General features: G+C 62.4%; 25 protein-coding genes. 5 read left to right on the top strand and 20 right to left on the bottom strand.

Annotated elements, in window-relative coordinates; translation table 11 throughout:
• The first annotated feature begins 47 nt into the window (after positions 1–47).
• From KZX66_RS07850 to KZX66_RS07840, 3 genes are all read left to right on the top strand, one after another.
• Positions 48–1,082 carry an NADP-dependent oxidoreductase gene (locus KZX66_RS07850; protein ID WP_248078093.1) on the top strand — a complete coding sequence of 345 codons (1,035 nt, stop codon included), beginning with the start codon at positions 48–50 and terminating at the stop codon, positions 1,080–1,082.
• Between the two features lie 66 nt (positions 1,083–1,148).
• Positions 1,149–1,751, top strand: a complete 603-nt coding sequence (gene recR, locus KZX66_RS07845) for a recombination mediator RecR (RefSeq protein ID WP_248078092.1) — start codon at positions 1,149–1,151, stop codon at positions 1,749–1,751.
• A 132-nt stretch (positions 1,752–1,883) separates the two neighbouring features.
• Positions 1,884–3,032 (top strand): acyl-CoA dehydrogenase family protein, encoded by a 1,149-nt coding sequence (locus KZX66_RS07840; RefSeq protein WP_248078091.1) that lies wholly within the window; start codon positions 1,884–1,886, stop codon positions 3,030–3,032.
• 21 nt (positions 3,033–3,053) lie between these two features.
• On the opposite strand, the gene KZX66_RS07835 is transcribed toward KZX66_RS07840, so the two are convergent.
• Together KZX66_RS07835 and fnr are read right to left on the bottom strand one after the other, a co-directional pair.
• Entirely contained in the window at positions 3,054–3,602 is a 549-nt protein-coding gene (locus tag KZX66_RS07835) for an adenine phosphoribosyltransferase (RefSeq protein WP_248078089.1), read from the bottom strand.
• 79 nt (positions 3,603–3,681) lie between these two features.
• Positions 3,682–4,416 (bottom strand): fumarate/nitrate reduction transcriptional regulator Fnr, encoded by a 735-nt coding sequence (gene fnr / locus KZX66_RS07830; RefSeq protein ID WP_248078087.1) that lies wholly within the window; start codon positions 4,414–4,416, stop codon positions 3,682–3,684.
• A gap of 152 nt (positions 4,417–4,568) precedes the next feature.
• Between fnr and KZX66_RS07825 the strand changes: the two genes are divergently transcribed.
• Positions 4,569–5,027, top strand: a complete 459-nt coding sequence (locus KZX66_RS07825) for a hypothetical protein (RefSeq protein ID WP_248078085.1) — start codon at positions 4,569–4,571, stop codon at positions 5,025–5,027.
• Here the strand turns inward: KZX66_RS07825 and hemN are convergent, their stop codons facing one another.
• The 14 genes from hemN to ccoN (KZX66_RS07755) all read right to left on the bottom strand — a co-directional run bounded on the left by hemN (position 5,028) and on the right by ccoN (KZX66_RS07755) (position 19,065).
• Complete coding sequence (gene hemN / locus KZX66_RS07820; protein ID WP_248078083.1) at positions 5,028–6,410, bottom strand: oxygen-independent coproporphyrinogen III oxidase; 1,383 nt, start codon at positions 6,408–6,410, stop codon at positions 5,028–5,030. It abuts the gene before it with no gap.
• A 102-nt stretch (positions 6,411–6,512) separates the two neighbouring features.
• Positions 6,513–7,196 (bottom strand): sulfite exporter TauE/SafE family protein, encoded by a 684-nt coding sequence (locus KZX66_RS07815; protein WP_248078082.1) that lies wholly within the window; start codon positions 7,194–7,196, stop codon positions 6,513–6,515.
• A complete protein-coding gene (ccoS, locus tag KZX66_RS07810; RefSeq protein ID WP_248078080.1) occupies positions 7,189–7,401 on the bottom strand; it encodes a cbb3-type cytochrome oxidase assembly protein CcoS in 213 nt (70 codons plus the stop codon). The genes KZX66_RS07815 and ccoS overlap by 8 nt, the downstream gene beginning before the upstream one ends.
• A 22-nt stretch (positions 7,402–7,423) precedes the next feature.
• On the bottom strand, positions 7,424–9,874 hold the full coding sequence (locus KZX66_RS07805; RefSeq protein WP_248078078.1) for a heavy metal translocating P-type ATPase: 2,451 nt from the start codon (positions 9,872–9,874) through the stop codon (positions 7,424–7,426).
• Between the two features lie 115 nt (positions 9,875–9,989).
• Complete coding sequence (locus KZX66_RS07800; protein WP_248078076.1) at positions 9,990–10,529, bottom strand: FixH family protein; 540 nt, start codon at positions 10,527–10,529, stop codon at positions 9,990–9,992.
• Between the two features lie 15 nt (positions 10,530–10,544).
• Positions 10,545–11,960 carry a cytochrome c oxidase accessory protein CcoG gene (gene ccoG / locus KZX66_RS07795; protein WP_248078074.1) on the bottom strand — a complete coding sequence of 472 codons (1,416 nt, stop codon included), beginning with the start codon at positions 11,958–11,960 and terminating at the stop codon, positions 10,545–10,547.
• A gap of 312 nt (positions 11,961–12,272) precedes the next feature.
• A complete protein-coding gene (gene ccoP / locus KZX66_RS07790; RefSeq protein ID WP_248078072.1) occupies positions 12,273–13,250 on the bottom strand; it encodes a cytochrome-c oxidase, cbb3-type subunit III in 978 nt (325 codons plus the stop codon).
• Positions 13,247–13,432 (bottom strand): cbb3-type cytochrome c oxidase subunit 3, encoded by a 186-nt coding sequence (locus KZX66_RS07785; protein ID WP_248078070.1) that lies wholly within the window; start codon positions 13,430–13,432, stop codon positions 13,247–13,249. Before KZX66_RS07785 ends, ccoP (KZX66_RS07790) begins: the two co-directional genes overlap by 4 nt.
• 6 nt (positions 13,433–13,438) lie before the next feature.
• A complete protein-coding gene (ccoO, locus tag KZX66_RS07780; protein ID WP_003193167.1) occupies positions 13,439–14,047 on the bottom strand; it encodes a cytochrome-c oxidase, cbb3-type subunit II in 609 nt (202 codons plus the stop codon).
• Positions 14,047–15,489: a cytochrome-c oxidase, cbb3-type subunit I gene (gene ccoN / locus KZX66_RS07775; RefSeq protein ID WP_248078068.1), complete on the bottom strand. Its 1,443-nt coding sequence runs from the start codon at positions 15,487–15,489 to the stop codon at positions 14,047–14,049. Before ccoN (KZX66_RS07775) ends, ccoO (KZX66_RS07780) begins: the two co-directional genes overlap by 1 nt.
• A 417-nt stretch (positions 15,490–15,906) precedes the next feature.
• Complete coding sequence (gene ccoP, locus KZX66_RS07770; protein ID WP_248078066.1) at positions 15,907–16,821, bottom strand: cytochrome-c oxidase, cbb3-type subunit III; 915 nt, start codon at positions 16,819–16,821, stop codon at positions 15,907–15,909.
• Positions 16,818–17,018, bottom strand: coding sequence for a cbb3-type cytochrome c oxidase subunit 3 (locus tag KZX66_RS07765; protein WP_010208563.1), 201 nt, complete (start codon positions 17,016–17,018; stop codon positions 16,818–16,820). The genes ccoP (KZX66_RS07770) and KZX66_RS07765 overlap by 4 nt, the downstream gene beginning before the upstream one ends.
• A gap of 3 nt (positions 17,019–17,021) precedes the next feature.
• Complete coding sequence (ccoO, locus tag KZX66_RS07760) at positions 17,022–17,630, bottom strand: cytochrome-c oxidase, cbb3-type subunit II (protein WP_248078064.1); 609 nt, start codon at positions 17,628–17,630, stop codon at positions 17,022–17,024.
• Between the two features lie 10 nt (positions 17,631–17,640).
• The gene (ccoN, locus tag KZX66_RS07755; RefSeq protein ID WP_248078061.1) at positions 17,641–19,065 is read right to left on the bottom strand and encodes a cytochrome-c oxidase, cbb3-type subunit I; all 1,425 of its coding nucleotides are present in this window, start codon (positions 19,063–19,065) and stop codon (positions 17,641–17,643) included.
• Positions 19,066–19,144: 79 nt separating this feature from the next.
• Between ccoN (KZX66_RS07755) and KZX66_RS07750 the strand changes: the two genes are divergently transcribed.
• Positions 19,145–19,837 carry an alpha/beta family hydrolase gene (locus tag KZX66_RS07750; protein ID WP_248078059.1) on the top strand — a complete coding sequence of 231 codons (693 nt, stop codon included), beginning with the start codon at positions 19,145–19,147 and terminating at the stop codon, positions 19,835–19,837.
• 94 nt (positions 19,838–19,931) lie between these two features.
• On the opposite strand, the gene KZX66_RS07745 is transcribed toward KZX66_RS07750, so the two are convergent.
• The 4 genes from KZX66_RS07745 to KZX66_RS07730 form a co-directional block, all read right to left on the bottom strand.
• Positions 19,932–21,497, bottom strand: a complete 1,566-nt coding sequence (locus KZX66_RS07745; protein ID WP_248078057.1) for a PAS domain-containing methyl-accepting chemotaxis protein — start codon at positions 21,495–21,497, stop codon at positions 19,932–19,934.
• Between the two features lie 102 nt (positions 21,498–21,599).
• The gene (locus KZX66_RS07740; protein WP_248078055.1) at positions 21,600–22,391 is read right to left on the bottom strand and encodes a CPBP family intramembrane glutamic endopeptidase; all 792 of its coding nucleotides are present in this window, start codon (positions 22,389–22,391) and stop codon (positions 21,600–21,602) included.
• Between the two features lie 69 nt (positions 22,392–22,460).
• Positions 22,461–23,357, bottom strand: a complete 897-nt coding sequence (locus KZX66_RS07735; RefSeq protein WP_248078053.1) for a DMT family transporter — start codon at positions 23,355–23,357, stop codon at positions 22,461–22,463.
• Between the two features lie 64 nt (positions 23,358–23,421).
• Positions 23,422–25,047: a methyl-accepting chemotaxis protein gene (locus tag KZX66_RS07730; RefSeq protein ID WP_248078051.1), complete on the bottom strand. Its 1,626-nt coding sequence runs from the start codon at positions 25,045–25,047 to the stop codon at positions 23,422–23,424.
• Positions 25,048–25,320: the final 273 nt, after the last annotated feature.

Genomic DNA, 25,320 nt, shown 5'->3' with positions numbered 1-25,320 from the left:
CTATGGTCTGCACCCTGTACCGATGGATTCGATCAAGGAGCCCCCTGATGCCTCAAGAACTGACGCTTAATCAACGTATCGTGCTGGTCTCGCGCCCCCACGGCGCGCCCACCCCGGAAAACTTCCGCCTCGAACGTGTCAGCCTGCCGGAGTTGGCGGACGGCCAGGTGCTGCTCAAGACACTTTACCTGTCCCTCGACCCCTACATGCGTGGACGTATGAGTGACGCGCCGTCCTACGCTGCGCCGGTTGAAATCGACGAGGTGATGACCGGTGGCGCTGTCAGCCGCATCGAGCAATCGCGTAATCCCAAATTCCAAGTGGGTGATCTGGTGGTCGGTGCCACCGGTTGGCAGAGCCACAGCATTTCCGACGGACGCAACCTGATTCCCGTGCCCAAGGGCCTGGCCAGTCCCTCCATGGCGCTGGGCGTGCTGGGCATGCCTGGCATGACCGCCTACATGGGTCTGATGGACATTGGCCAGCCCAAGGCCGGCGAAACCCTGGTGGTTGCCGCCGCATCCGGCGCGGTGGGCTCGGTGGTGGGGCAAGTGGCCAAGCTCAAAGGCTTGCGGGTGGTCGGCATCGCTGGCGGCGCCGACAAGTGCCGCTACGTGGTGGATGAGCTGGGCTTCGATGCCTGTATCGACCACAAGATCGCCGAGTTCGCCGATGAACTGGCGCAGGCCTGCTTCAATGGCGTGGACATCTACTTCGAAAACGTCGGTGGCAAGGTGTTCGACGCCGTGATGCCGCTGCTCAACCCCAAGGCCCGGGTCCCCCTGTGCGGTCTGATCGCCGGCTACAACGCCCATGAGACACCCAGTGGTCCCGACCGCCTGCCGGCGCTGCAACGCACCTTGCTGACCAAGCGTGTGCGCATCCAGGGCTTTATTGTGTTCGACGACTACGGCGACCGTCAGCCCGAGTTCCTCAGCGCCATGGCACCGCTGGTGCGCGACGGCAAGATCAAGTTCCGCGAAGACGTGGTGGAGGGCCTGGACCACGCACCTGAAGCCTTTATCGGTTTGCTCGAAGGGCGCAACTTCGGCAAGTTGGTGGTGCGCGTCGCGCAGGATTGAGGATTTGACGCTAATCCGGGGCGCGGGTATAAACCGCGTCTCGTTGTTTTGTCGGACCATTGCCCCATGAGCTTCAGCCCACTGATTCGCCAACTGATCGACGCCCTGCGCACCTTGCCGGGCGTTGGCCAGAAAACCGCCCAGCGCATGGCCCTGCAACTGCTCGAGCGTGATCGCAGCGGCGGCACCCGGTTGGCCCAGGCCCTGAGCCAGGCCATGGAAGGTGTTGGCCATTGCCGCCAGTGCCGCACCCTCACCGAAGAAGAACTCTGCCCGCAATGTGCCGACCCGCGCCGCGATGACACGTTGCTGTGCGTGGTGGAAGGGCCGATGGACGTCTACGCCGTGGAACAGACCGGCTATCGCGGGCGCTACTTTGTGCTCAAGGGCCACCTGTCACCCCTCGACGGTCTGGGCCCCGAGGCTATCGGTATTCCGCAACTGGTGGCGCGCATTGAAGAACAGGGCACCTTCACCGAAGTGATCCTGGCCACCAACCCGACGGTGGAAGGCGAAGCCACGGCCCATTACATCGCCCAACTGCTGAGCAATAAAGGCCTGGTCACGTCGCGTATCGCTCATGGCGTGCCGCTCGGTGGCGAGCTGGAGCTGGTGGACGGGGGCACGCTGGCGCACTCCTTCGCCGGTCGCAAGCCGATCGCCCTCTAGCAGGCACTGCTGGGTAAATTGGGGGGAGGGCACATGCCTTTCCCGGCATGGTTTTGCGTGGTAAGTGAGAACTGTGTTGATAACCAAGCAAGCGCTTGGTAATTTCGCTCCACCTCTGCGTGGAGTTTGCCGATGTCTGCCTATCTGGACTACTTCGACCCCAGCCACCAATTGGTCCGCGACAGCGTGCGCCGTTTTGTCGAGCGCGAGATGCTGCCCGGCATCGACGCCTGGGAGGAGGCCGAGTGCTTTCCTCGGGAGCTATACCGCAAAGCGGGCGCGGCGGGGATCCTGGGGATCGGTTACCCCGAAGCCCTGGGCGGCAGCCATGAAGGGGATCTGTTTGCCAAGGTAGCGGCCAGCGAAGCGTTGATGCGCTGCGGCTCCGGAGGCGTGGTGGCGGGGCTCGGTTCGCTGGATATCGGCCTGCCGCCGGTGGTCAAGTGGGCCCGGCCCGAGGTGCGCGAACGGGTGGTGCCGCTGGTGCTCTCGGGTGAGAAAATCAGCGCCCTGGCCATCACCGAGCCAGGCGGCGGCTCAGATGTGGCCAATCTTAAAACCCGCGCCGTGCGGGACGGTGACTGTTACCGGGTCAGCGGCAGCAAAACCTTTATCACCAGCGGCATTCGTGCCGATTTCTACACTGTGGCCGTGCGCACTGGAGGCCCCGGTTTTGGTGGCATCAGCCTGCTGCTCATCGAAAAAGACACCCCTGGTTTTACTGTGGGCCAGCCTCTTAAAAAAATGGGCTGGTGGGCGTCGGACACGGCCCAATTATTCTTTGATGATTGTCAGGTGCCCGTCGGCAACCTGATTGGCGCCGAGAACATGGGCTTTGCCTGCATCATGGGCAACTTCCAGAGCGAACGCCTGGCCCTGGCCCTCATGGCCAATATGACAGCGCAGATGGCCTTGGAGGAGAGCCTCGCCTGGGCCACCCAGCGCGAAGCCTTCGGCAAACCCATCGGCAAGTTGCAGGTGCTCAAGCACCGCTTGGCCGAAATGGCCACCGCAGTGGAAGTCTCCAGAGAGTTCACCTACCGCCAGGCGGCCAAGATGGCGGCCGGCAAGAGCGTGATCAAGGAGATTTCCATGGCCAAGAACCTCGCCAGCGACACCGCCGACCGCGTCACCTACGATGCGGTGCAGATCCTCGGCGGCCAAGGCTATATGCGTGGCAGCCTGGTGGAGCGGCTGTATCGCGACAGCCGCATCCTGTCGATTGGCGGGGGCACGCGTGAGGTGATGAACGAAATCATCGCCAAGCAGATGGGGTTGTGAGGGGGCAGGCCCAGGTAACCACTACCTTTCAGTCAGGGCAAATTGTGTCAGGCAGAACGTGGGAATCCCCATGTCTTCCAAGCGCTGCGAGCCGCCCAGTTCCGGCAAGTCAATAATCGCCGCCGCTTCGAAGATCTCAGCGCCCATGCGCCTCACCAGGTTCGCCGCCGCGATCAAGGTTCCACCGGTGGCGATCAGGTCATCGAACATCAGCACCGAGTCGCCTTCGCACAGGCTGTCGGCGTGCACTTCCAGGAAGGCTTCGCCGTATTCGGTCTGATAACCCTCGGCCAACACGTCAGCGGGCAGCTTGCCCTGCTTGCGGAACAGGATCAGTGGTTTGTTCAGTTGGTAGGCGATGATCGAGCCGATCAGAAAGCCGCGCGCATCCATGGCACCGATGTGACTGAAATCGGCTTCGACATAGCGCTGGGCAAAGGTGTCGGCCACCAGGCGCAGGGCCTTTGGCGATTGGAACAGTGGCGTGATGTCACGGAAAATAACCCCAGGCTTGGGGAAGTCGATGACGGGGCGGATCAGGGATTTGATGTCGAACGAATCGAAAGTCATCGTCGAAGAGTCCTGGGAGGAAAACGGACTCGAAGTATACCTGCGGCCTCGCCGATTGGCGCGGCCGCAGCTGCCCGCATCAGCCTTCCAGAGAGCCGCCGGCCAGCGCGCACAGCTGGATCGGATCGAGGATGTGCACTTCTTTGCCTTCGGCGGCCAGCAGTTCGTTTTGCTGGAAACGGGTGAACACGCGGGACACGGTTTCCACCGCCAGGCCCAGGTAGTTACCGATTTCATTGCGCGACATGCTCAATCGGAACTGGTTGGCCGAGAAGCCACGGGCACGGAACCGCGCCGACAGGTTGACCAGGAACGTGGCGATGCGCTCGTCGGCGGTCTTCTTCGACAGCAGCAACATCATTTGCTGGTCATCGCGGATTTCGCGGCTCATCACGCGCATCAACTGACGGCGCAGTTGCGGCAGTTGCAGAGCCAGTTCGTCGAGGCGCTCGAAAGGGATTTCGCATACCGAGGTGGTCTCCAGCGCCTGGGCCGACACCGGGTGGATCTCAGTGTCCATGCCCGACAGCCCGACCAGCTCGCTGGGCAGGTGGAAACCGGTGATTTGCTCCTCGCCGCCGTCGCTCAGGCTGAAAGTCTTCAATGCGCCCGAACGCACTGCATAGACGGAATCGAACTTGTCACCCTGGCGAAACAGGAACTCGCCTTTTTTCAGCGGGCGACCGCGTTTTACGATTTCGTCCAGCGCATCCATGTCTTCCAGATTCAATGAAAGTGGTAAGCAGAGGGGGGCCAGGCTGCAATCCTTGCAGTGAGCCTGACTGTGAGCGCGCAGTTTGACTGGCTCGGACATTTCTTAAATCCTTGTGGGAAAACACACATAAGACGTAAGGGTACCGCACTGAAGGGCAGTGAGCCAGCCTGTACAAAAAAGCAGCAACGGTATAAAGCTTTTTGTATCGGCGCCGATACACCTGTGTCTCCCTATGAGCTGGAGCTCGGATCATGTCTGTTATCGCTGCCTATAACCCCGCCGTCCGCGTACCCACAGTGCCTGACGCGAAGCCCGCTGCCGAAAGCGACGAAAAAAGCACGCCCTCCAGCGAGACCAAGGTGGTTGAAGGGGTGACCGTGACGATCTCCGCTGCGGCATTCAAGGCCGCCGCTGCGCCCAAGAGCGCCAATGCCGATATCGATGACAGCGGCCTGGACGATAACGTTAAACAGGTGCTGAAAATGATCCGTCAGTTGAAGCAGCAGATCGCCGAGAAAATGGCTGAACTGCAGGCCATCGCGGCGGACAAGAGCCTGACCCCGGAGCAGGCCCAGGCCAGGATCGCCAATGTGCAAGGGGCCATCAGTTCCTTGCAGGCCGGTTTATTGACCGCCCAGACCTCCCTGGCCAAGGCCATGAAAACCATGAGCGCCGATGCCGCGCTCAAGGCTGCTTCGTTGTCGATGTAACTAGATCACCCGGGAAAACCGCTGGCGGTTCTGGTGCTCCAGGTAAGCATCGAACACCATGCAGACCGACCGCACCAGCAGCCGCCCGGCCGGCAGTACCCGAATGCCCTGGGCGTCGAGATCGATCAGGCCGTCGGTGGCCATCGCCTCAAGTTGCGGCCAGATGTCGTCGAAGTATCCGCGAAAATCAATGTTGTAGACCCTTTCGACAGCCTCGAACGTCAGGCTGAAATTGCAGATCAACTGCTGGATCACTTCGCGCCGCAACCGATCATCCGTGGTGCAGACCAGGCCACGGCTGGTCGCCAGTTGCGCGCCGGCCAAGGTGTTCTGGTAGCCATTGAGGTCGCTGCTGTTCTGGCAATACAGGTCGCCGATCTGGCTGATCGCCGACACGCCGAGGCCGATCAGGTCGCAATGGCCATGGGTGGTGTAGCCCTGGAAATTGCGTTGCAGGGTGCCTTCTTCCTGGGCGATGGCCAACTCGTCATCGGGCAGGGCGAAGTGGTCCATGCCGATATAGCGATAGCCGGCCTGGGTCAGTTGCTCGATGGTGGTTTGCAGCATCAGCAGTTTTTCGGCCGGCGCCGGCAGTTCGTCGGTGTGGATACGCCGCTGGGGCATGAAGCGTTCCGGCAGGTGCGCGTAGTTGAACACCGACAGGCGATCCGGCTGCAGCTTGATCACTTCTTCCACGGTGCGCGCGAAGTTGATCGGTGTCTGCTTTGGCAGGCCGTAGATCAGGTCGATGTTGATCGAGCGAAACTGCAGAGTGCGCGCCGCATCGATCACCGCACGGGTTTCGTCCAGGCTTTGCAGGCGGTTGACCGCCCGTTGGACCTCGGGGTCGAGGTCTTGCAGGCCCACGCTCACGCGGTTGAAACCCAGTTCGCGCAGCAGACCCATGGTGGCCCAGTCGGCTTCGCGCGGGTCGATCTCGATGCCGTAGTCGCCGGAATCATCGTCGAGCAAATTGAAGTGTTGGCGCAGGCAGGCCATGACTTGGCGCAGTTCGTCGTGGCTGAGAAAGGTGGGCGTGCCGCCGCCGAAATGCAGCTGTTGCACCGGCTGTTTGGGGTCCAGGTGACAGGCCACCAATTGGATCTCCTGCTCCAGGCGTTGCAGGTAGGCGTGGGCGCGGCCACGGTCCTTGGTGATGACCTTGTTGCAGGCGCAGTAGTAGCAAATGTTCGCGCAGAATGGCACGTGCACATACAGCGACAGCGGCCGCGCCGCCTTGCGGCTTTCGCGCAGGGCGTGAAGCAGGTCAAAGGTGCCGACCTGGCTGTCGAATTGTACGGCGGTGGGGTAGGACGTATAGCGCGGTCCCGCCAGGTCGTAGCGATGAATCAGATCGGTGTCCCAACGAATGGCGTCGAGCATGCGGGCGTCCCCCGGATTGGCTAGTGGGCCGAGTCTAGGGGCTGGGCGGGGCAGGCACCTTGATTTGCATCAACGAGGAGCGGCGCTATGCCACATGGCGGTTTAGTGGCCCATTAGCCAGTGCTGATGCGGGCCGGGCAAGGTCCAGATACCGAAAATAATCACCAGCAAACCACCAGCCATGCGCACGCTGCGCTTGCGCAGTAACGCGGTGACGCGCTCGGCGGCCAGGCCGGTCGCCAGGAGCACTGGCCAGGTGCCCAGGCCGAACGCCAGCATCAGCAGCGCACTGTCCAGCGCATTGCCCTGGCTCGCGGCCCACAGCAGCGTGCTGTAGACCAACCCGCACGGCAACCAGCCCCACAGCGCGCCCAGCAGCAAGGCGCGCGGCAGGCTGGACACCGGCAGCAAACGGTTGGCAACCGGTTGGATATGCCGCCACAGGCCGCGCCCGAGGCTTTCGATGCGGGTCAGCCCGCTCCACCAGCCTGCCAGGTACAGGCCCATGCAGATCAGCAGTGCACCCGCGAGCACCCGCATGAACATCGCCGCCGGACTGTTGGCCACCGCCCAACCGGCCAGGCCGAGCAACAGCCCGGCCGTGGCGTAGCTGAGGATGCGCCCCAGGTTGTACGCCAGCAGCAGGCGAAACCTGCGACTGCGCTGTTCTTTGGGAATGGCCAGGGTCAGCGCGCCCATCAGCCCGCCGCACATGCCCAGGCAATGGCCGCCGCCGAGCAGGCCGAGGATCAGCGCAGAGACCAGCAGCGGCGCCAATTCAAGCATGGGGCGGATCTTTAGGCGGTTGCTCGGGGCCGTTGGCTTCGTCGATCGCAGCCAGGTGGTTTGGGTCCTGATCGTCGAACAGCACGCTGTGAGCCGGACCGTCGAGGTCGTCGTACTGGCCGCTGTCCACGGCCCAGAAGAAGACATAAATGGCGATCGCCACGATCAGCAGCGCCGCCGGAATCATCACGTATAAAGCTGGCATCTGCACTCCATGTCCGGGCGGCTCACGCCGGCAGCGGACGGGTGATTGAAGGGGCGCTGGCGGCCGGCGCACTCGGCAGGCGAGTCAGGCGCAGGGCGTTGAGCACCACGGTCAACGAACTGATGGACATGCCGACCGCCGCCCAGATGGGGGTGATCCAGCCGAGGGCGGCAAACGGCAGCATCAGGCCATTGTATAGACCCGCCCACAGCAGGTTTTCAATAATCACCCGTCGGGTGCGTCGGGCCAGGCTGAAGGCCTGCACCAGGGCGTCCAGGCGGTTGGACAGCAGCACCGCATCGGCGCTGGTCTTGGCCAGGTCGGTGGCCGAGCCCATGGCCACGCTGATATCGGCGGCAGCAAGCACCGGCACATCGTTCACGCCATCACCGAGCATCAGCACCTTGCGGCCTTGCTTGTGCAGTTGTTGCAGCACTTGCAACTTGTCATCGGGGCGCAGGCCGCCATGGGCCTCATCAATACCCAGTTCAGCGGCGACGCTGGCGACCATCGGCGAGCTGTCCCCCGACAGCAGCAGCGTGCGCCAACCGCGCGCCTTGCACGCGGCGAGCAGGGCGGGGGCGTCGCTGCGCAGGCGGTCGTCCAGTACGAACCAGGCGAGGGCGCCGTCGCGGTCGCCCAGCAGCAGCCATTGCCCGGCGTCATGCGGCGAGGCGGGAACCGCGCAGCCGCTGAGCTCACACACAAACGCCGGCTGGCCGATGCGCAGCAGGCGCTCGCCGACCCGACCTTCCAGGCCGAGGCCGGGGGCGCTGAGCACCTCATCGGCGGCCAGCGGCGCACGGCCAAAGGCGCGTGCAATTGGGTGTTCGGAGCGGTTTTCCAGCGCGGCGGCGAGGCTCAGGCAGTTGTCGCTGCTCAGCTCGCCCAGGGGCCGAATCGCCCGCAGTGCCAGGCGGCCTTCGGTGAGGGTGCCGGTCTTGTCGAAAATCACCGTGTCGATCTGGTTCAGGCCTTCCAGCACATGCCCACGGGTCAACAACAGGCCGAGTTTGTGCAGGGTGCCGGTGGCGGCGGTGAGGGCGGTGGGCGTGGCCAGGGACAAGGCGCAAGGGCAGGTCGCGACCAGCATGGCCAGCACAATCCAGAACGCGCGGGATGCATCCAGCTCCCACCACAGCAGGCCGATCAGCGCTGCCGCGATCAGCGAGGACAACAAGAACCACTGCGCCGCGCGGTCGGCGATCTGGGCCAGGCGCGGCTTCTCGGCCTGGGCCCGTTCCAACAGGCGCACGATGGCCGAGAGGCGCGTTTCGTGGCCCAGGGCGCGCACTTCGACGGTCAGCGCGCCTTCTACATTCAGGGTGCCGGCGGTCACGGCATCCCCGGCTTGACGGGGTTGCGGCAGATATTCTCCGGTGAGCAGCGATTCGTCGATGCTGGACTGGCCGTCCAGGATCACACCGTCGGCCGGCAGCACCGCGCCCGGATGCACCAGCACACGGTCGCCCAGCGCCAGTTCGCTCAACAGGATGCGCTCGCTCTGGCCATCGGCCTGCAAGCGCAGACACGAGGCCGGCAGCAGGTTGACCAGTTGTGCCGTGGCGGCGGCGGTGCGTTCGCGGGCACGTCGCTCCAGGTAGCGACCGGCCAGCAGGAACAGCGCAAACATGCCCACGGCATCGAAATAGAGTTCGCCCACGCCGGTAACCGCCGTCCAGATCCCGGCCAGGTACGCCCCGCCGATGGCCAGGGACACCGAGACGTCCATGGTCAGGTGGCGCGTGCGCAGGTCGCGCATGGCGCCTTTGAAGAATGGCGCGCAGCTGTAGAACACGATGGGGGTTGTCAGAAACATCGCGACCCAGCGCAGGATCACGTGCAGTTCCGGGCTCAGGTCGATATTGAATTCGGGCCAGGTGGCCATGGTTGCCATCATCGCCTGGAACCACAGCAGCCCGGCCACCCCGAGCTGGCGCAGGGCCAGACGGTTTTCACTGGCCAGTTGTTCGGCGGCGCGGTCGGCTTGATAGGGGTGGGCGGCGTAACCGATATGGCGCAGCTCGCCGAGCACTTGGCTCAACGGCAATTGCCCGTCGGCCCAGCGCACGTGCAAGCGATGGTTGGACAGGTTCAACCGGGCCTCGGCCACTGCAGGCAGGCCTCGCAGGTGTTTCTCGATCAGCCAGCCACAGGCCGCGCAACTGATGCCTTCCATCAGCAAGGTGGCTTCGGCCAGTTCGCCCTGGTGGCGCACGAATGGTTTTTGCACGTCGGCGCGGTCATACAGCGCCAACTCGTCCACCAACTGCACCGGCAGTCCCTCGGGGTTGGCCGAGGCTTCGCTGCGATGCTTGTAGTAGCTTTCCAGGCCGCCGGCGACAATCGCCTCGGCCACCGCCTGGCAGCCGGGGCAGCAGAGTTCACGGCGTTCGCCGAGGATGTCGGCGGTGAACCGGCTGCCGGGCGGCACGGGCAGGGCGCAGTGGTAGCAGGGAAGCGGGGTGGTCATGGCGTGGAGTCTATAGGGGCTGGTAGGGCCTCATCGCGGGCGCGCCCGGCACCCCCAGGGATCATGCTGTCCATGGGGGCGCGGGCTTGCCCGTGATGCGCGAAGCGCAGCATGTTTACTTCTTCAGGTCTTCGGCGCCCTGCAACGGCTCGTCACCCAGCAACAGGTCTTTGTCGTGGCTGACCTCTTCTTCCTCGAACAGGCGCCAGGTCTTGTCGCCTTCCACGCCCAGCAGTTCGACGAAGCGACGACCCTGGACCTTGTCGGTGACCTGGCCAATATAGCGGCCCGGCTCGCTGTCGCTGCGCGCCAGGTTGATCTTGCGATCCTTCTCTGGCTGGGTCGGGGAAATCAGGTTCAGCTCCAGGGTGTTCGGGTTGCTGTAGCCGCTGAGGTTGAGCTCGACTTCGCCGGTCAACTCATCCAGGTGCAGCTTGGCACGCAGTTGCAGGGTCTGGGCCAGGCGTTCGCGGTCCAGGGAGCGGTTGATGCCTTTGCCGGCCTCGTAGTAGTTGTCGTTGACCAGGTTGTCCGGGTTGTTCACCGCGATGGTCACCATGGACAAGGTCAAGGTCACCGAGCAGGCCAGGATCCCAATGATGATCCAGGGCCAGAGGTGCTTGTACCAAGGGCTTGCGGCAGTGGTTGCGGGCATTCTCGTGTTCCCTGTTTAACGAACTTGGGGGCCGATGAATCGGCTCTTGGCTTCAATGTGGACGCTGGTGTCGTCGGCATCCTTGAGGATGAACGTCACCTCGTTGGTGCTTGACGGCAGTTGTTCCGGCGCACTCGACAGCTCTACCGGCATGCTCACGATCTCGCCGGCGGCCACTTTGATCTCGCGTCGACCTTGCAACTTGAGGTCCGGCAGACCGGCGGCGTCGAGCACGTAGGTGTGGTCGCGCTGATCTTTGTTCATGATCTTGAGGCTGTAGACGTTTTCGATGCGGCCTTCGGCGTTTTCGCGGTAGAGCACGCGGTCCTTGCTCACGTCGAAACCCACCAGCGAGCGCATGAAGAACGCGGCGGCCAACAGGCTCATCATCGCCAGCAACACCAGGGCGTAGCCGATCAGGCGAGGGCGCAACTTGTGGGTTTTCTGCCCCGACAGGTTGTGTTCGGTGGTGTAGCTGATCAGGCCGCGCGGGTAGTCCATCTTGTCCATGATGTTGTCGCAGGCATCGATGCACGCGGCGCAACCGATGCACTCGATCTGCAGGCCGTCGCGGATGTCGATCCCGGTGGGGCACACTTGGACGCACATCGTGCAATCAATGCAGTCCCCCAGGCCCTGGGCCTTGTAGTCGACGCCTTTTTTGCGAGGGCCGCGCAGTTCGCCGCGGCGCGGGTCGTAGGAGACGATCAGCGTGTCCTTGTCGAACATCACGCTCTGGAAGCGCGCGTAGGGGCACATGTAGATGCACACCTGTTCACGCAGCCAGCCGGCGTTGCCGTAGGTGGCGAGGGTGAAGAACCCCACCCAGAAATACGACCAGCCATCGGCCTGGCCGGTGAAGAAGTCGAACACCAGTTCGCGGATCGGCGAGAAGTAGCCGACGAAGGTCATGCCGGTGGCAAAACCGATCAATAGCCAAAGGCTGTGCTTGCTGAATTTACGCAGGAATTTATTGGCGCCCATCGGTGCCTTGTCCAGCTTGATGCGCTGGTTGCGGTCGCCTTCGGTGACTTTTTCGCACCACATGAAGATCCACGTCCACACGCTTTGCGGGCAGGTATAGCCGCACCACACGCGCCCGGCGTAGACCGTGATAAAGAACAGGCCAAACGCCGCCACGATCAGGATGCCCGACAGCAGGATGAAGTCCTGGGGCCAGAAGGTCGCGCCGAAAATGAAGAACTTACGCTCCGGCAGGTTCCACCATACGGCCTGGTGGCCACCCCAGTTCAGCCACACCGTGCCGAAGTAGAGCAGGAACAGCCCGGCACCGCCGAGCATGCGCAGGTTGCGGAACAGACCGGTGAACGCGCGGGTGTAGATCTTCTCGCGCGCTGCGTAGAGATCGACCGTTTTAGTGTCGGTTTTGGCAGGCGGGGTAACGTCATGTACCGGTATCTGGTCTCTCATCATTGCATCCCACGGCGGTGGAGATTTGCCTCGGCCAGTACGTGCCGGCCGGGGTCAAATTAAGGGTCTTGCAGTGGCTTAATGATACGCCCCCGATGGTACGCCAAGGGTGCGACCTTTGGTCGCGTTGGGGGAAATGAATTGATGGTGTACGTGATCTGGATCAATTGACTTGGGAAGTATGGACGGTTTTTGCGGGTAAGCCGGTCATTCGTCCCATGGATTTATCAGTGGAACGCCACTGGAACTGAAGTCACTGAACAAAAAGCCCCGCCAGCTTTCGCTGCGCGGGGCTCTGTTGTCTGAGCGCTTTTACTGCTCTTCAGCCTTCTTATCCCCATGGGACAAGCTGTACACGTACGCCGCCAACAAGTGCACTTTGTCGTTGCCTTGCAGTTGTTCCTGCGCGGGCATCTGGCCCTGGCGGCCATAACGGATGGTCTGTTGCAATTGGGCGAAGCTCGAGCCGTAGATGAATGCACCTGGGTGGGTCAGGTCGGGCGCGCCCATGGCTGGGGTGCCTTTACCGGCCGGACCGTGGCAGGCCACGCAGTTGGCGGCGAAGAGTTTCGCGCCGTTGGCCACGTCAGCCTTGGCGCCCTCCGGCAGTTTGCGCCCGTCAAGGTTGGTCACCACGAAGCCGGCCACGTCGGCCACGCCTTGCTCGCCGATCACTTCGGCCCAGCCCGGCATCACCGCATGGCGGCCTTTCATGATGGTTTCCTTGATGGTGTTCGCCTCGCCACCCCAGCGCCAGTCGGCGTCGGTCAGGTTGGGGAAACCGTAGGCACCCTTGGCGTCGGAACCGTGGCACACCGAGCAGTTGGAGGCGAAAAGGCGGCCGCCCATCTTCAAGGCTTGCGGGTCCTTGGCCACCTCTTCAATGGGCATCGACGCGAATTTGGCGAAGATCGGCCCGAACTTGGCGTCCGACCTGGCCATTTCCTTTTCCCACTCGTGGACGCCGGTCCAGCCGGTCTGGCCATTGGCGAAGGGCGTTTGTTTTTCAGTGTCGAGGTAGTTGTAGCCCGGCAGCAGGCCTTTCCAGTTGCCCAGGCCGGGGTAGAGCACCAGGTAACCGAGGGCAAACACGATGGTGCCAACGAACAGCATGAACCACCACTTCGGCAGTGGGTTGTCGTACTCCTCGATGCCGTCGAACGAGTGGCCGACGGTTTCGTCGGTTTGTTCGGCGCGCTGGCCCTTGCGGGTCGACAGCAGCAGCCAGGTCAGGGCGAAGATGGTGCCCAGGCTGAGGACTGTGACGTACAGACTCCAGAACGTAGTCATTCTTTGTTACTCCTAGAAGCTCGCTCGACGTGCTTGATGGCTTCGGGATCATCCGCAAAGGGCAGCAAGGTCGCGTCTTCAAACTCCGACTTGCGCTTGGGGCTGAACACCCACAACGCCAGACCGATAAAGGCCACCATCACCACAACGGTGCCCAGGCCACGAATCATCCCGATATCCATGAAGAATCACCGTTTGCTTTTGATGATGGTGCCAAGGCCTTGCAGGTAGGCCACCAATGCGTCCATTTCGGTCTTGCCCTTCACGGCTGCGGCTGCACCGGCGATGTCTTCGTCGGTGTAGGGCACGCCCAGGGTGCGCAAGACTTCCATCTTCTTCGCGGTGTCCTTGCCGTCGAGCTTGTTTTCCACGAGGAACGGGTACGCCGGCATTTTCGATTCGGGCACCACGTTGCGCGGGTTGTACAAATGCGCACGCTGCCAGTCATCGGAGTAACGACCGCCCACACGGGCCAGGTCCGGCCCGGTACGCTTGGAACCCCACAGGAACGGGTGGTCCCACACGCTTTCACCGGCGACCGAGTAGTGGCCGTAGCGTTCGGTTTCGGCGCGGAACGGACGGATCATCTGCGAATGGCAGCCGACACAACCGTTGGCGATGTAGACGTCGCGGCCTTCCAGTTCCAGAGCGGTGCGCGGTTTCATGCCTTCGACCGGCTTGTTGGTGACGTCCTGGAAAAACAGCGGAACGATCTGGGTCAGGCCGCCGATACTCACGGCGATGACCATGAAGAAGGCCAGCAGGCCGATGTTCTTCTCGACTACTTCATGCTTCATCAGTGAGCTCCCACAACGGCGATCTGAGCGGCGGCTTCAGCCTGCGCTGGGTCCGAGGCACGCACGGTGCGCCAGACGTTGTAGGCCATGAACAGCATGCCGGTGGCAAAGAACGCACCGCCCAGGGCGCGAACGATGTAGCCCGGGTGGCTGGCCTGCAGCGCTTCTACGAAGGAGTAGGTGAGGGTGCCGTCATTGTTGATCGCACGCCACATCAGGCCTTGGGTGATGCCGTTGACCCACATCGACGCGATGTAGAGCACGGTACCGATGGTCGCCAGCCAGAAGTGCGTGTTGATCAGCCCGACGCTGTGCATCTGCGCACGGCCGAACAGCTTGGGGATCATGTGGTACAGGGCGCCGATGGAGATCATCGCCACCCAACCCAGCGCACCGGCGTGTACGTGGCCGATGGTCCAGTCGGTGTAGTGGGACAGCGAGTTGACGGTCTTGATCGCCATCATCGGCCCTTCGAAGGTCGACATGCCGTAGAACGCCAGGGACACCACGAGGAAGCGCAGGATCGGGTCGGTGCGCAACTTATGCCAGGCGCCCGACAGGGTCATCATGCCGTTGATCATGCCCCCCCAACTCGGCGCCAGCAGGATGATCGACATCGCCATGCCCAGGGACTGGGCCCAGTCGGGCAATGCGGTGTAGTGCAAGTGGTGAGGACCGGCCCAGATGTACAGGGTGATCAGTGCCCAAAAGTGCACGATGGACAGGCGATACGAGTAAATAGGACGTTCGGCCTGTTTGGGCACGAAGTAGTACATCATCCCCAGGAAACCGGTGGTCAGGAAAAACCCTACGGCGTTATGCCCGTACCACCACTGAATCATCGCGTCCGTCGCGCCGGAGTAGGCCGAGTACGACTTGAACAGGCTGACCGGCAGAGAGGCGTGGTTGACGATGTGCAGCATCGCCGTAACTACGATAAAAGCCCCGTAGAACCAGTTGCCCACATAGATGTGCTTGGTCTTGCGCTTGACGATGGTGCCAAAGAACACCGCACCGTAGGTCACCCAGACGATCGCCAGCAAAATGGCGATCGGCCATTCCAGTTCGGCGTATTCCTTGGTGGTGGTGTAGCCCAGCGGCAGGCTGACGATGGCGCCGACGATGACCGCTTGCCAACCCCAGAAGGTAAAGGCGGCGAGGCCGTCGGAGATCAGTCGCGTCTGACAGGTGCGTTGCACGACATAGTAGGAGGTGGCAAACAGTGCGCATCCGCCGAAGGCGAAGATCACAAGGTTGGTGTGCAGCGGGCGCAGACGGCCGAAGGTCGTCCAGGGCAGGTCGAAATTCAATTCCGGCCAAACCAGTTGCGAGGCGATGAACACCCCGAGCCCCATGCCAAGGATCCCCCAGACCACCGTCATGATGGCGAACTGGCGGACTACCTTATAGTTATAAGCAGTCGGACTGATTGCTGTGCTCATTCTAAGGTTCCACGGTTTAGGTTTTTTTATAGGTAAAAATCGGCCGCAAGTATGTAGAAAGCGAGGGGCCATTGCAACGCAATGGCTGACCTGGATCAATGCGTTCCACGCCAGATTCTGCGCCCTTTCCATGTTTGGTGTAAGGACAAAATCCGAAATCGAAAGCTGATCGAGTGGACAGGAATTTTATGGCGTCGCAACGACAGCCGTTGCGTGCGTCATAACCGGTCCGCTGTGCAGCAAGCGTAGACCCGAATGGCAGGGGGGGAAAGTTGTGCTTTGGAGGGGTGTGACGAACTGCCGCGGGGCGGCAGTCATCAGCGGCACGTTGCAAGCCGCAAGAAAAACGGCTGCAAGATCCAAGTTGGGCGCTCTTCTCTTGCAGCTTGACGCTTAAAACTTCCAGCTCACCTGCCGCTATTGATGGGACAGGCTATACACGTAAGCCGCCAGCAGGTGCACTTTGTCGTTGCCTTGCAGCACATCCTGCGCAGGCATCTGGCCCTGGCGGCCGTGGCGGATGGTCTGCTGCAACTGCGCGAGGCTGGTGCCGTAGATGTAACCGCCGGGCAGCGTCAGGTTCGGCGCGCCCATGGCTTCCATCCCCTGGCCTTGTGGGCCGTGGCACGCCACGCAAGTGGTGTTGAAAGCGGCTTGGCCAGCGGCCAGGTCGGCGGTGCTGTCGGCCGGCAGTGGCAGCTTGGCCAGGTCGTGACGCACATAAGCGGCAACGTTTCTTACACCGTCGTCACCCAACATCTCACCCCAGGCCGGCATTGCCGCGTGGCGACCGTTCATGATGGTGGTTTTGATCGCGTCGGCAGAACCGCCCCAGCGCCAGATGTTGTCCGCCAGGTTGGGGAAGCCGTACGCGCCCTTGGCATCCGAGCCATGGCACACCGCGCAGTTGGAGGCGAACAGACGGCCACCCATTTTCAGCGCTTGTGGGTCTTTGGCGACTTCTTCCACCGGCATGGCCGAGAATTTGGCGAAGATCGGCCCGAACTTGGTGTCGGCGCGGGCCATTTCCTTGTCCCACTCCTTGGCCGAGGTCCAGCCGTTCTCATAGCCCGGCAACACGCCTTTCCAGTTGCCCAGGCCCGGGTAGAGGATCAGGTAGCCGACGGCAAACACCAGGGTGCCGGCGAACAGCATGAACCACCACTGGGGCAGCGGGTTGTCGTACTCCTCGATACCGTCGAAAGCGTGACCCATGGTCTGGTCGACGCTGCCTTTGGTCTCGCCCTTGCGGGTGCCGATCAACAGCCAGGTCAGGCCGATCAGGCTGCCGAGGGTCAGTACGCAGATCCATGTACTCCAAAATAGGGTCATGGCCGAGTGCTCCTTATTGCAGGCTCTTCTTGAGCGTCGGATGGAGAAGGTTCATCGGCAAACGGCAGCAGGCGTGCCTGCTCGAATTCCGCATTGCGGCGGTTGTTGAACACCCACAGCGACAGGCCGATAAAGGCGATGGCGACGACCAGCGTGCCAAGGCCGCGGATGGTGCCCGCATCGAATTCAAATCCCATGGCTCACCTCTTGCTCTTGATGGCAGTGCCGAGCACTTGCAGGTACGAGACCAGCGCGTCCATCTCGGTCTTGCCTTTGAGGCTGGCAACGGCGCCACTGATGTCGTCGTCGGTGTAGGGCACACCCAGGGTGCGCATCACCTTCAGCTTGTTCTCGGTGTGGCTGCTGTCGACGGCGGCGGTGACCAACCAGGGGTAGGCCGGCATTTTCGACTCCGGCACCACGTTGCGCGGGTTGTACAAGTGCGCGCGGTGCCAGTCGTCCGAGTAGCGCGCGCCGACGCGGGCCAGGTCCGGACCGGTACGCTTGGAGCCCCACAGGAACGGGTGGTCCCACACGCTTTCACCGGCGACCGAGTAGTGGCCGTAACGCTCGGTTTCGGCGCGGAACGGACGGACCATCTGCGAGTGGCACTGCACGCACCCTTCGCGGATGTAGATGTCGCGGCCTTCCAGTTGCAGCGCGGTGTAGGGCTTCATGCCTTCGACCGGCTTGTTGGTGACGTCCTGGAAGAACAGCGGGACGATCTGGGTCAGGCCGCCGATACTCACGGCAAGTACCATCAGCAGCATCAGGATGCCGACGTTCTTTTCAATCGTTTCGTGTTTCATCACTGACTCCTCAGGCCATCTGCGTGGCGGTGGCGGCTTCGACAGGCTGTGCCGAACGCACGGTGCGCCACGTGTTGTAAGCCATCAGGAACATGCCGCTGAGGAACACCGCACCGCCCACCAGCCGCACGATGAAGCCAGGGTGGCTGGCCACCAGGGTTTCGACGAAGGAGTAGGTCAAGGTGCCGTCTTCGTTGATCGCGCGCCACATCAGGCCCTGGGCAATGCCGTTGACCCACATCGAGGCGATGTAGAGCACGGTGCCGATGGTGGCCAGCCAGAAGTGCGCGTTGATCAGGCCGAGGCTGTACATCTGCTCGCGACCGAAGATTTTCGGGATCATGTGGTACAGCGCGCCGATGGAAATCATCGCCACCCAACCCAAAGCCCCGGCGTGTACGTGGCCGATGGTCCAGTCGGTGTAGTGGGAGAGGGCGTTGACGGTCTTGATCGCCATCATCGGACCTTCAAAGGTCGACATACCGTAGAACGCCAGGGACACCACCAAAAAGCGCAGGATCGGGTCGCTGCGCAACTTATGCCAGGCGCCCGACAGGGTCATCATGCCGTTGATCATGCCGCCCCAGCTTGGCGCCAGCAGGACCAGCGACATCACCATGCCCAGCGACTGTGCCCAATCCGGCAGCGCGGTGTAGTGCAAGTGGTGGGGACCGGCCCAGATGTACAGGGTGATCAGCGCCCAGAAGTGCACGATGGACAAGCGATAGGAATACACCGGACGCTCAGCCTGCTTGGGTACGAAGTAGTACATCATCCCCAGAAAGCCCGCCGTGAGGAAAAAGCCTACCGCGTTGTGCCCATACCACCATTGCACCATGGCATCCGTCGCACCGCCGTACAGCGAGTAGGACTTGGTCAGGCTGACCGGGATTTCCAGGTTATTGACGATATGCAGGATGGCCACGGTGATGATGAACGCACCGAAGAACCAGTTGCCGACGTAGATGTGCTTGGTGTTGCGCTTCATCACCGTGCCGAAGAACACGATGGCGTAGGCCACCCAGACAATGGTGATCAGGATGTCGATCGGCCATTCCAGCTCGGCGTATTCCTTGGAGCTGGTGTAGCCCAGCGGCAAGGTGATCGCCGCCAGCAGAATCACCAACTGCCAGCCCCAGAAGCAGAACGCGGCGATTTTCGGCGCGAACAATTGGGTCTGGCAGGTGCGCTGCACCGAGTAGAACGAGCTGGCGAACAACGCACAGCCGCCAAAGGCGAAGATCACCGCGTTGGTGTGCAGCGGGCGCAAGCGGCCGAAGCTGGTCCAGGGCAAATCGAAGTTGAGCGCGGGCCAAACCAATTGGGCGGCGAGAAAAACCCCGAGCCCCATGCCGACGATGCCCCACACCACCGTCATAATGGCGAATTGGCGGACCACCTTGTAGTTATAGGCGGTACTTAAAGTTGTGTTCATGGTTCCCCATCCACGGTTCAACCCAAGCAAGTGCGGCACTTGGGCTGGAGTTATAGGCAGACTAAATAGCGAGGCAAGCATGGGCAAAGAGCACAAGGCCAGTATTGACGGGGATCAATGGGCGCAGTGTGTACGGCAACATGGCTGGTTGTGGGAGGTCGCCTCGGGCACGCCTGCGAGCGCAGCGCCGACGTTGATCCTGGCCCACGGCGCCGGTGCGCCGATGGACTCATCTTTCATGAACGACATGGCTGTACGCCTTGCCGGGCATGGCGTGAACGTGTTGCGCTTCGAGTTTCCCTACATGGCCCAGCGCCGGCTGGATGGCGGTAAACGTCCGCCAAATCCCGCGCCGAAACTGCTCGATGCCTGGCGTGAGGTGTATGCCGAGGTGCGACGCCATGTCGCTGGAAAACTGGCCATCGGTGGCAAGTCCATGGGCGGGCGCATGGCCAGCCTGTTAGCGGATGAGCTGGAGGCTGATGGGCTGGTTTGCCTGGGCTATCCGTTCTATGCGGTGGGCAAACCGGAAAAACCACGGGTCGAGCATTTGGCCGGGCTGAAGACGCCGACGTTGATCGTACAGGGCGAGCGCGATGCGCTAGGCAACCGGGCGGCGGTGCAAGGCTATGGATTGTCGCCGAGCATCGAGGTGATGTGGCTGGTGGCGGGGGATCATGACTTGAAGCCGTTGAAGGCGTCCGGGTTCACGCATGAGCAGCATCTGGAGGCTGCGGCGGTGGCAGTGGCGAAGTTTCTCGGCGCCTGTTAAGGCCTCGTCGCGAGCAAGCCCGCGCCCGCGTTCGACCGTGAACATCCCTAAGGATGGGGTCGAATGCAGGCGCGGGCTTGATCGCCAAAGCGCTTTAGCGGTTAAACCGCTCCACCAGCGAGTACTGGGTATTGGCGGTATGCGTCAGCTCTTCACTCAACTGCGCCGAGTTCAGGGCCTGCTCCGATGTCTGATCGGCCAACAGCGCAATGGTGCTGATGTTGCGGCTGATCTCTTCGGCCACCGAGCTTTGTTCTTCGGTCGCGGCGGCGATCTGGGAGGTCATGTCGGTGATGTGCGCCACCGCTTCGCTGATGCCGACCAGCGCCTGATCCGCTTCCATCACCCGCGCCACACCTTCTTCGGCCTGGCGATGCCCGGCGTCCATGGTTTGCACGGCGGCGGCGGCGGTTTGCTGCAGCTTGGCGATCAAGGCGTGGATCTGCCCGGTCGATTCGGCGGTGCGCTGCGCCAACTGGCGAACCTCGTCCGCCACCACCGCAAAGCCACGGCCCATTTCACCGGCACGGGCCGCTTCAATGGCGGCGTTCAGCGCCAGCAGGTTGGTCTGGTCGGCAATGCCTTTGATTACGTCGACTACGCCGCCGATCTCGTCGCTGTCCTTGGCCAATTGGGTGACGGTCACGCCTGTCTCGCCAACCGCCACCGACAGCCGCTGAATCGCCTCGCGGGTTTCGCCGGCGATATCGCGGCCGCGACCGGTCAAGCGATTGGCCTCCTGGGTTGCATCGGCGGTGCGTTGCACATGGCTGGCGACTTCCTGAGTCGTCGCCGCCATCTGGTTGACCGCCGTGGCCACCTGCTCGGTTTCGACACGCTGGCGTTCCAGGCCGCTGGAGCTGTTGTGCGCCAGGGTGTTGGACTGTGCGGCCTGGTCGTTGAGGTGCTCGGCAGTGTCCTGCAAGCGCGTCAGACACGTCTTCAGGCGCGCTTCCTGGCTGAGGATCGACATCTCCAGGCGCGCCTGGGCGCCACGGCTGTCGGTGTACATCTGCGCGATCAACGGGTCGGAGGTGGTCTGCTCGGCCAGGCGCAGCAGGCGCTTGAGGCCGCGCTGTTGCCAGGTCAGGCCCAGCAGGCCCAACGGCACCGACAACCCCGCAGCCAGGGCAAAACCCCAGTGGGAATTGAGCGAGGCGCCGATCATGAAGCTCAACTGGCTGATCAGGATAAACGGCAGCCAGTCCTGCAACACTGGCAGCCACTTGTCCCGCTGAGGAACGGCCGACTTGCCCCGGTTGATGCGTTGGTAGAGCGCTTCGGCCCGGCGGATCTGCTCGGCGGTGGGCTTGATGCGCACCGATTCGTAGCCGACCACCTGATTGCCATCGAAGACCGGCGTCACATAGGCATTAACCCAGTAGTGATCGCCCGTCTTGCAGCGGTTCTTGACAATGCCCATCCATGGCAAGCCTTGTTTGAGCGTCGACCACATATGCCCGAATACAGCCGCCGGCACATCCGGGTGACGTACCAGGTTGTGCGGGGCGCGCAGCAGTTCATCACGGGTGTACCCACTGATCTCGACGAACGCGTCGTTGCAGTAGGTGATCACGCCTTTGGCATCTGTGGTGGAGATCAACCGTTGCTGAGCGGGGAAGGTACGTTCGCGCTGGGTAACGGGTTGGTTATTACGCATGATTGTTCAATCCGCAAGGCTTTCAGTGGGTATCGGCCGGAAGAGGGGGTTATTTAACTTATTTTTGCAACAATCGACCGGCTGATCCCTGGACCAGAGGGATCAACCCGCCAGCATCGGGTAGGTAAACAGCCCGAAGTGCAGCAGATTCAAGCCGAAGTGCGTGGCAACCGCCGCCCCCAGCCCACCAAAGCGATAGGCGAACCCGTAGCCGACCCCGGCAATGCTCGCCAGCAGCACCCAGTGCCAGCCCGCGCCCAGGTGCACCAGGCCGAACAGCAAGGAAGCCAATAGCAGCGCAACGTTGTCGCCATAGGGCAGGTGTTTGAAGCGTCGGCTCAAGCCGCCTTGAATGTAGCCACGGAACAGCGCTTCTTCCACCAGGGTGACCAATAACAGGTTATTGAGCACCCACAGCCAGGCCTGGTCCGGCCATTTCGGCGCCCAACTGATCACCCCCAGCAACGCGGCGCCGCCCAGGGCGGCGATGGCGGTGAGGGCCAGCGCCAGCGCTGTGACGCAGATCGACAGGCGCAGGCCGCGCCGCGCAACGATCCACGGGCAGGCCAGCAACAGCCAGAAGCCGATCAGCGGCTTGTCCTGATTCAAATACATCGAGAACGGCACGGCGTCGGGCGTGAAACGCTGCGGGGCGATCCCGCGCCCGTTGTAGAACCCCGGCAGCCAGTGCATCGCCAGGCCCAGGGCCAATACGATAAACAACCCATGGCCCAGGTAGCGCGCCCATGGCGTGTGTTGCCGGCGCACGGCATACCCGGCGATCAGCAACAGCGCCACGGACACCACGGCGAGCAGGCCCAATTGCCCGTAAACCAGCGCCAGTACGTAGCCAATGGAAAGAAGCGCCAGGTACAGCCAGGGCAATGCGATCATTGGGAGAATCCTTTGAAAAATCTGGGCGCGATTATAGCTGCCGCCCCTGTGCACCCACATGAAACCTGCCTAGAGTGCCTTGGTCACTTTCCCCGGCCGCAACACCAACCACAACGCCCCGCCAATCAACATCCCGCCATACACATGCGCCATCGACAACGGCTCATCCAATAGCAACGCGCCCCACAGCACGCCGAACGGCGGGATCAGGAACGTGGTGGTCATCGATCTCACCGGCCCGATGGCCGTGAGCAAGCGGAAGTACAACACGTAGGCAAACGCCGTGCACACCAGCCCCAACCCCAGCAGCGACGTCCACACTTGCCAGCCACCCCAGCTTGCGGGCGGATGGCTGATGGCGCTGTAGGCAAACAGCGGCAGCAAAAACAGCGTCGCGCCGAGCATGCTGCCCAGGGCCGACAGGCGGCTGTCCAGGCCGCCGCGTTGATCCAGCCAACGTCGGGCGAGGAAGCCGGCAAAGCCATAGCAGGTGGTCGCCAGCAGGCAGGCCAGCGCACCCATCAATAACTCCAGGTCAAACGCCACCGGCCCGGCACGGGTCAGCACGCCGACGCCGAACAGGCCCAGGCACACCCCGGCGATTTTCGACGGGGTCAGGCGTTCGCTGAAAAACAGCCCGCCGATCAACACCCCCATCAGCGGCGTGGTGGCATTGAAGATCGCCGAGTAACCGGCCGGCAGCACTTGGGCCGCCACCGAGTACATGGTCGCGGGAATCCCGGAGTTGATCACCCCCAGCAACAGGACCGTCTTGAACTTGCCCTGGAAGTCCCATTTCACGCGCATCACCGCCAGCATCACCAGCAACCCGACGGCGGCAATCGACACGCGGAAAAACGCGGTCGGCACGGTGCCGATCTCCGGCGCGATGATGCGCATGAACAGAAAGCTGGCGCCCCAAATGGCAGCCAGCCCCAGCAGGTAGAGGGTGTCGACAGGTCTCACGCAACGCTCCAGCATCAATAAGGCGGCGAGTGTTGCCCAGCGGCCTGCGCGACACAATCACTGATTACACGACAAACCGCGTCACCAAACCGTTGAGGTCCACCGCCAGGCGCGACAGTTCCTGGCTGGCGGCTGAGGTTTGGGCGGCGCCGGCGGCGGTCTGGGTGGACAGGTCGCGAATGTTCACCAGGCTGCGGTCCACCTCGCGCGCCACCAGGGCCTGTTGCTCGGCGGCGCTGGCGATGACCAGGTTGCGCTGGCTGATCTGGGAAATGGCCGCAGTGATTTTTTCCAGGGCGCTGCCGGCGCTGTTGGCCCGTTGCAGGGTCTGGCCGGCGTGTTCGGCGCTGCTGGTGAGCGCATCGACGGTGTCCTGGGTGCCTTGCTGGATGCCGGTGATCATCTGTTCGATTTCTTCGGTGGAGTCCTGGGTGCGCTGGGCCAGCGAACGCACTTCATCGGCGACCACCGCAAAGCCGCGTCCAGCTTCACCGGCACGTGCGGCTTCGATTGCCGCGTTGAGCGCCAGCAGGTTGGTCTGGCCGGCAATACCACGTATCACCTCCAGCACCTTGCTGATGTCCTGGGACTGTGCGGCCAAGCCTTCGGCCTTGGTCGAGGCGCCGAGCACCTCGTCCACCAGGTTTTGGATCGAGCTGATGGTTTCGCTGATCTGATAATGCCCGTGCTTGCTGTCTTCATCCGAGGCCTGGGAGGCTTCGGCGCTGGACACCGCGTTGCCCGCCACCTCGTCCACGGCCGCGCTCATCTGGTTGACCGCCGTGGCAGCCTGTTCGATTTCATCGTTCTGCGCCTGCAGACCACGGGTGCTTTGTTCCATCACCGAACTCATTTCTTCGGCGGCCGAGGCCAACTGCTGCGCCGAGTCGCTGATGCCGCGGATTGTGCTGTGCAACTGCACCTGCATAGTGGCCAGTGCGGTCAGCAGTTGCGCCGCTTCGTCGTGGCCGTGCACTACGATCGGCTGGCTCAGGTCGCCGGCGGCGATGTTGCGCGCCACGCGCAGTGCCTGGCCAATGGGGGCGGTGATGCTGCGCGTGAGCAGCCAGGCCAGCAACAGGGTGGCGATCAGTGCGAAGACGATGATCAGGCCGACCACCCACTGCGCGCGCGTATACACCTGCGCGGCGGCCTCGGTGGCGACGTCGACGCCGTTCTGGTTAAACACAATCAGTTTTTCCAGGCTCTGGCCGAGGAGCGTGCCCTGCGGTGCGAGGCGGTTGGTCAGCAGGTCAATGGCGTCCTGCTGCCGATCCTTGTCCACCAGCGCAATCATCTGGCCCACGATGGTCAGGTAATCGGCGACGTTGGTTTTCACCTCGGCGAGCATCTGGCGCTCTTCGTCATTGTTCAGCACGGTTTCGTGGCGATCGAGCAGGGTTTGCAGCTCGCTGCGCAGGTGGGTGATCTGGTTTTTGCTGTTGTCACGTACCCGCGACTCATCGGTGGTCGCCAGGCGCAAGGCTTCCAGGCGGATGCTGGCCACATAGGCTGCGCTGTCGTGGATGTTCTCGATGCTGGGCATCCACGCAGCCTCGATCACCAGTGCGCTTTCACGCAGCTTGGCCATCTGGCCCAGGCCAAACAAACCGACAATCACCAGCAGGCCGGCCAGCACGCCAAAACTAAGACTGGCGCGCAAGCCGATCCGCATGTTCCTCAACGACATTTCAATGCTCCTTGGGCAAGTAGAACCTGTTCCCGGATCGGTCTTATGACCTAGTCAGGCAGGGAGAGGGCGCGCTGTATATCAAAGTGCCATCAACGTGGTAATCAGGGTTTCCCTTAGTTGGATCCAAAATGATGGCTCGTAGCCAGCTCTGAAACCCCTCGGAGTTTCCAGGGCCGCGGTGCCAGACCGCGGCTTTGCAGGCTTGCGGCGAGAACTCAATGCGGCGTCATGGTGTGTTAACTGACCATATGGTCAGCTTGCAAAAACCGA

The organism is Pseudomonas sp. EYE_354 (genome assembly GCF_023148575.1).
Taxonomy (GTDB): domain Bacteria; phylum Pseudomonadota; class Gammaproteobacteria; order Pseudomonadales; family Pseudomonadaceae; genus Aquipseudomonas.
Note: the sequence above shows the minus strand (reverse complement) of the source record. Positions and strands in the feature narration are given on the sequence as shown.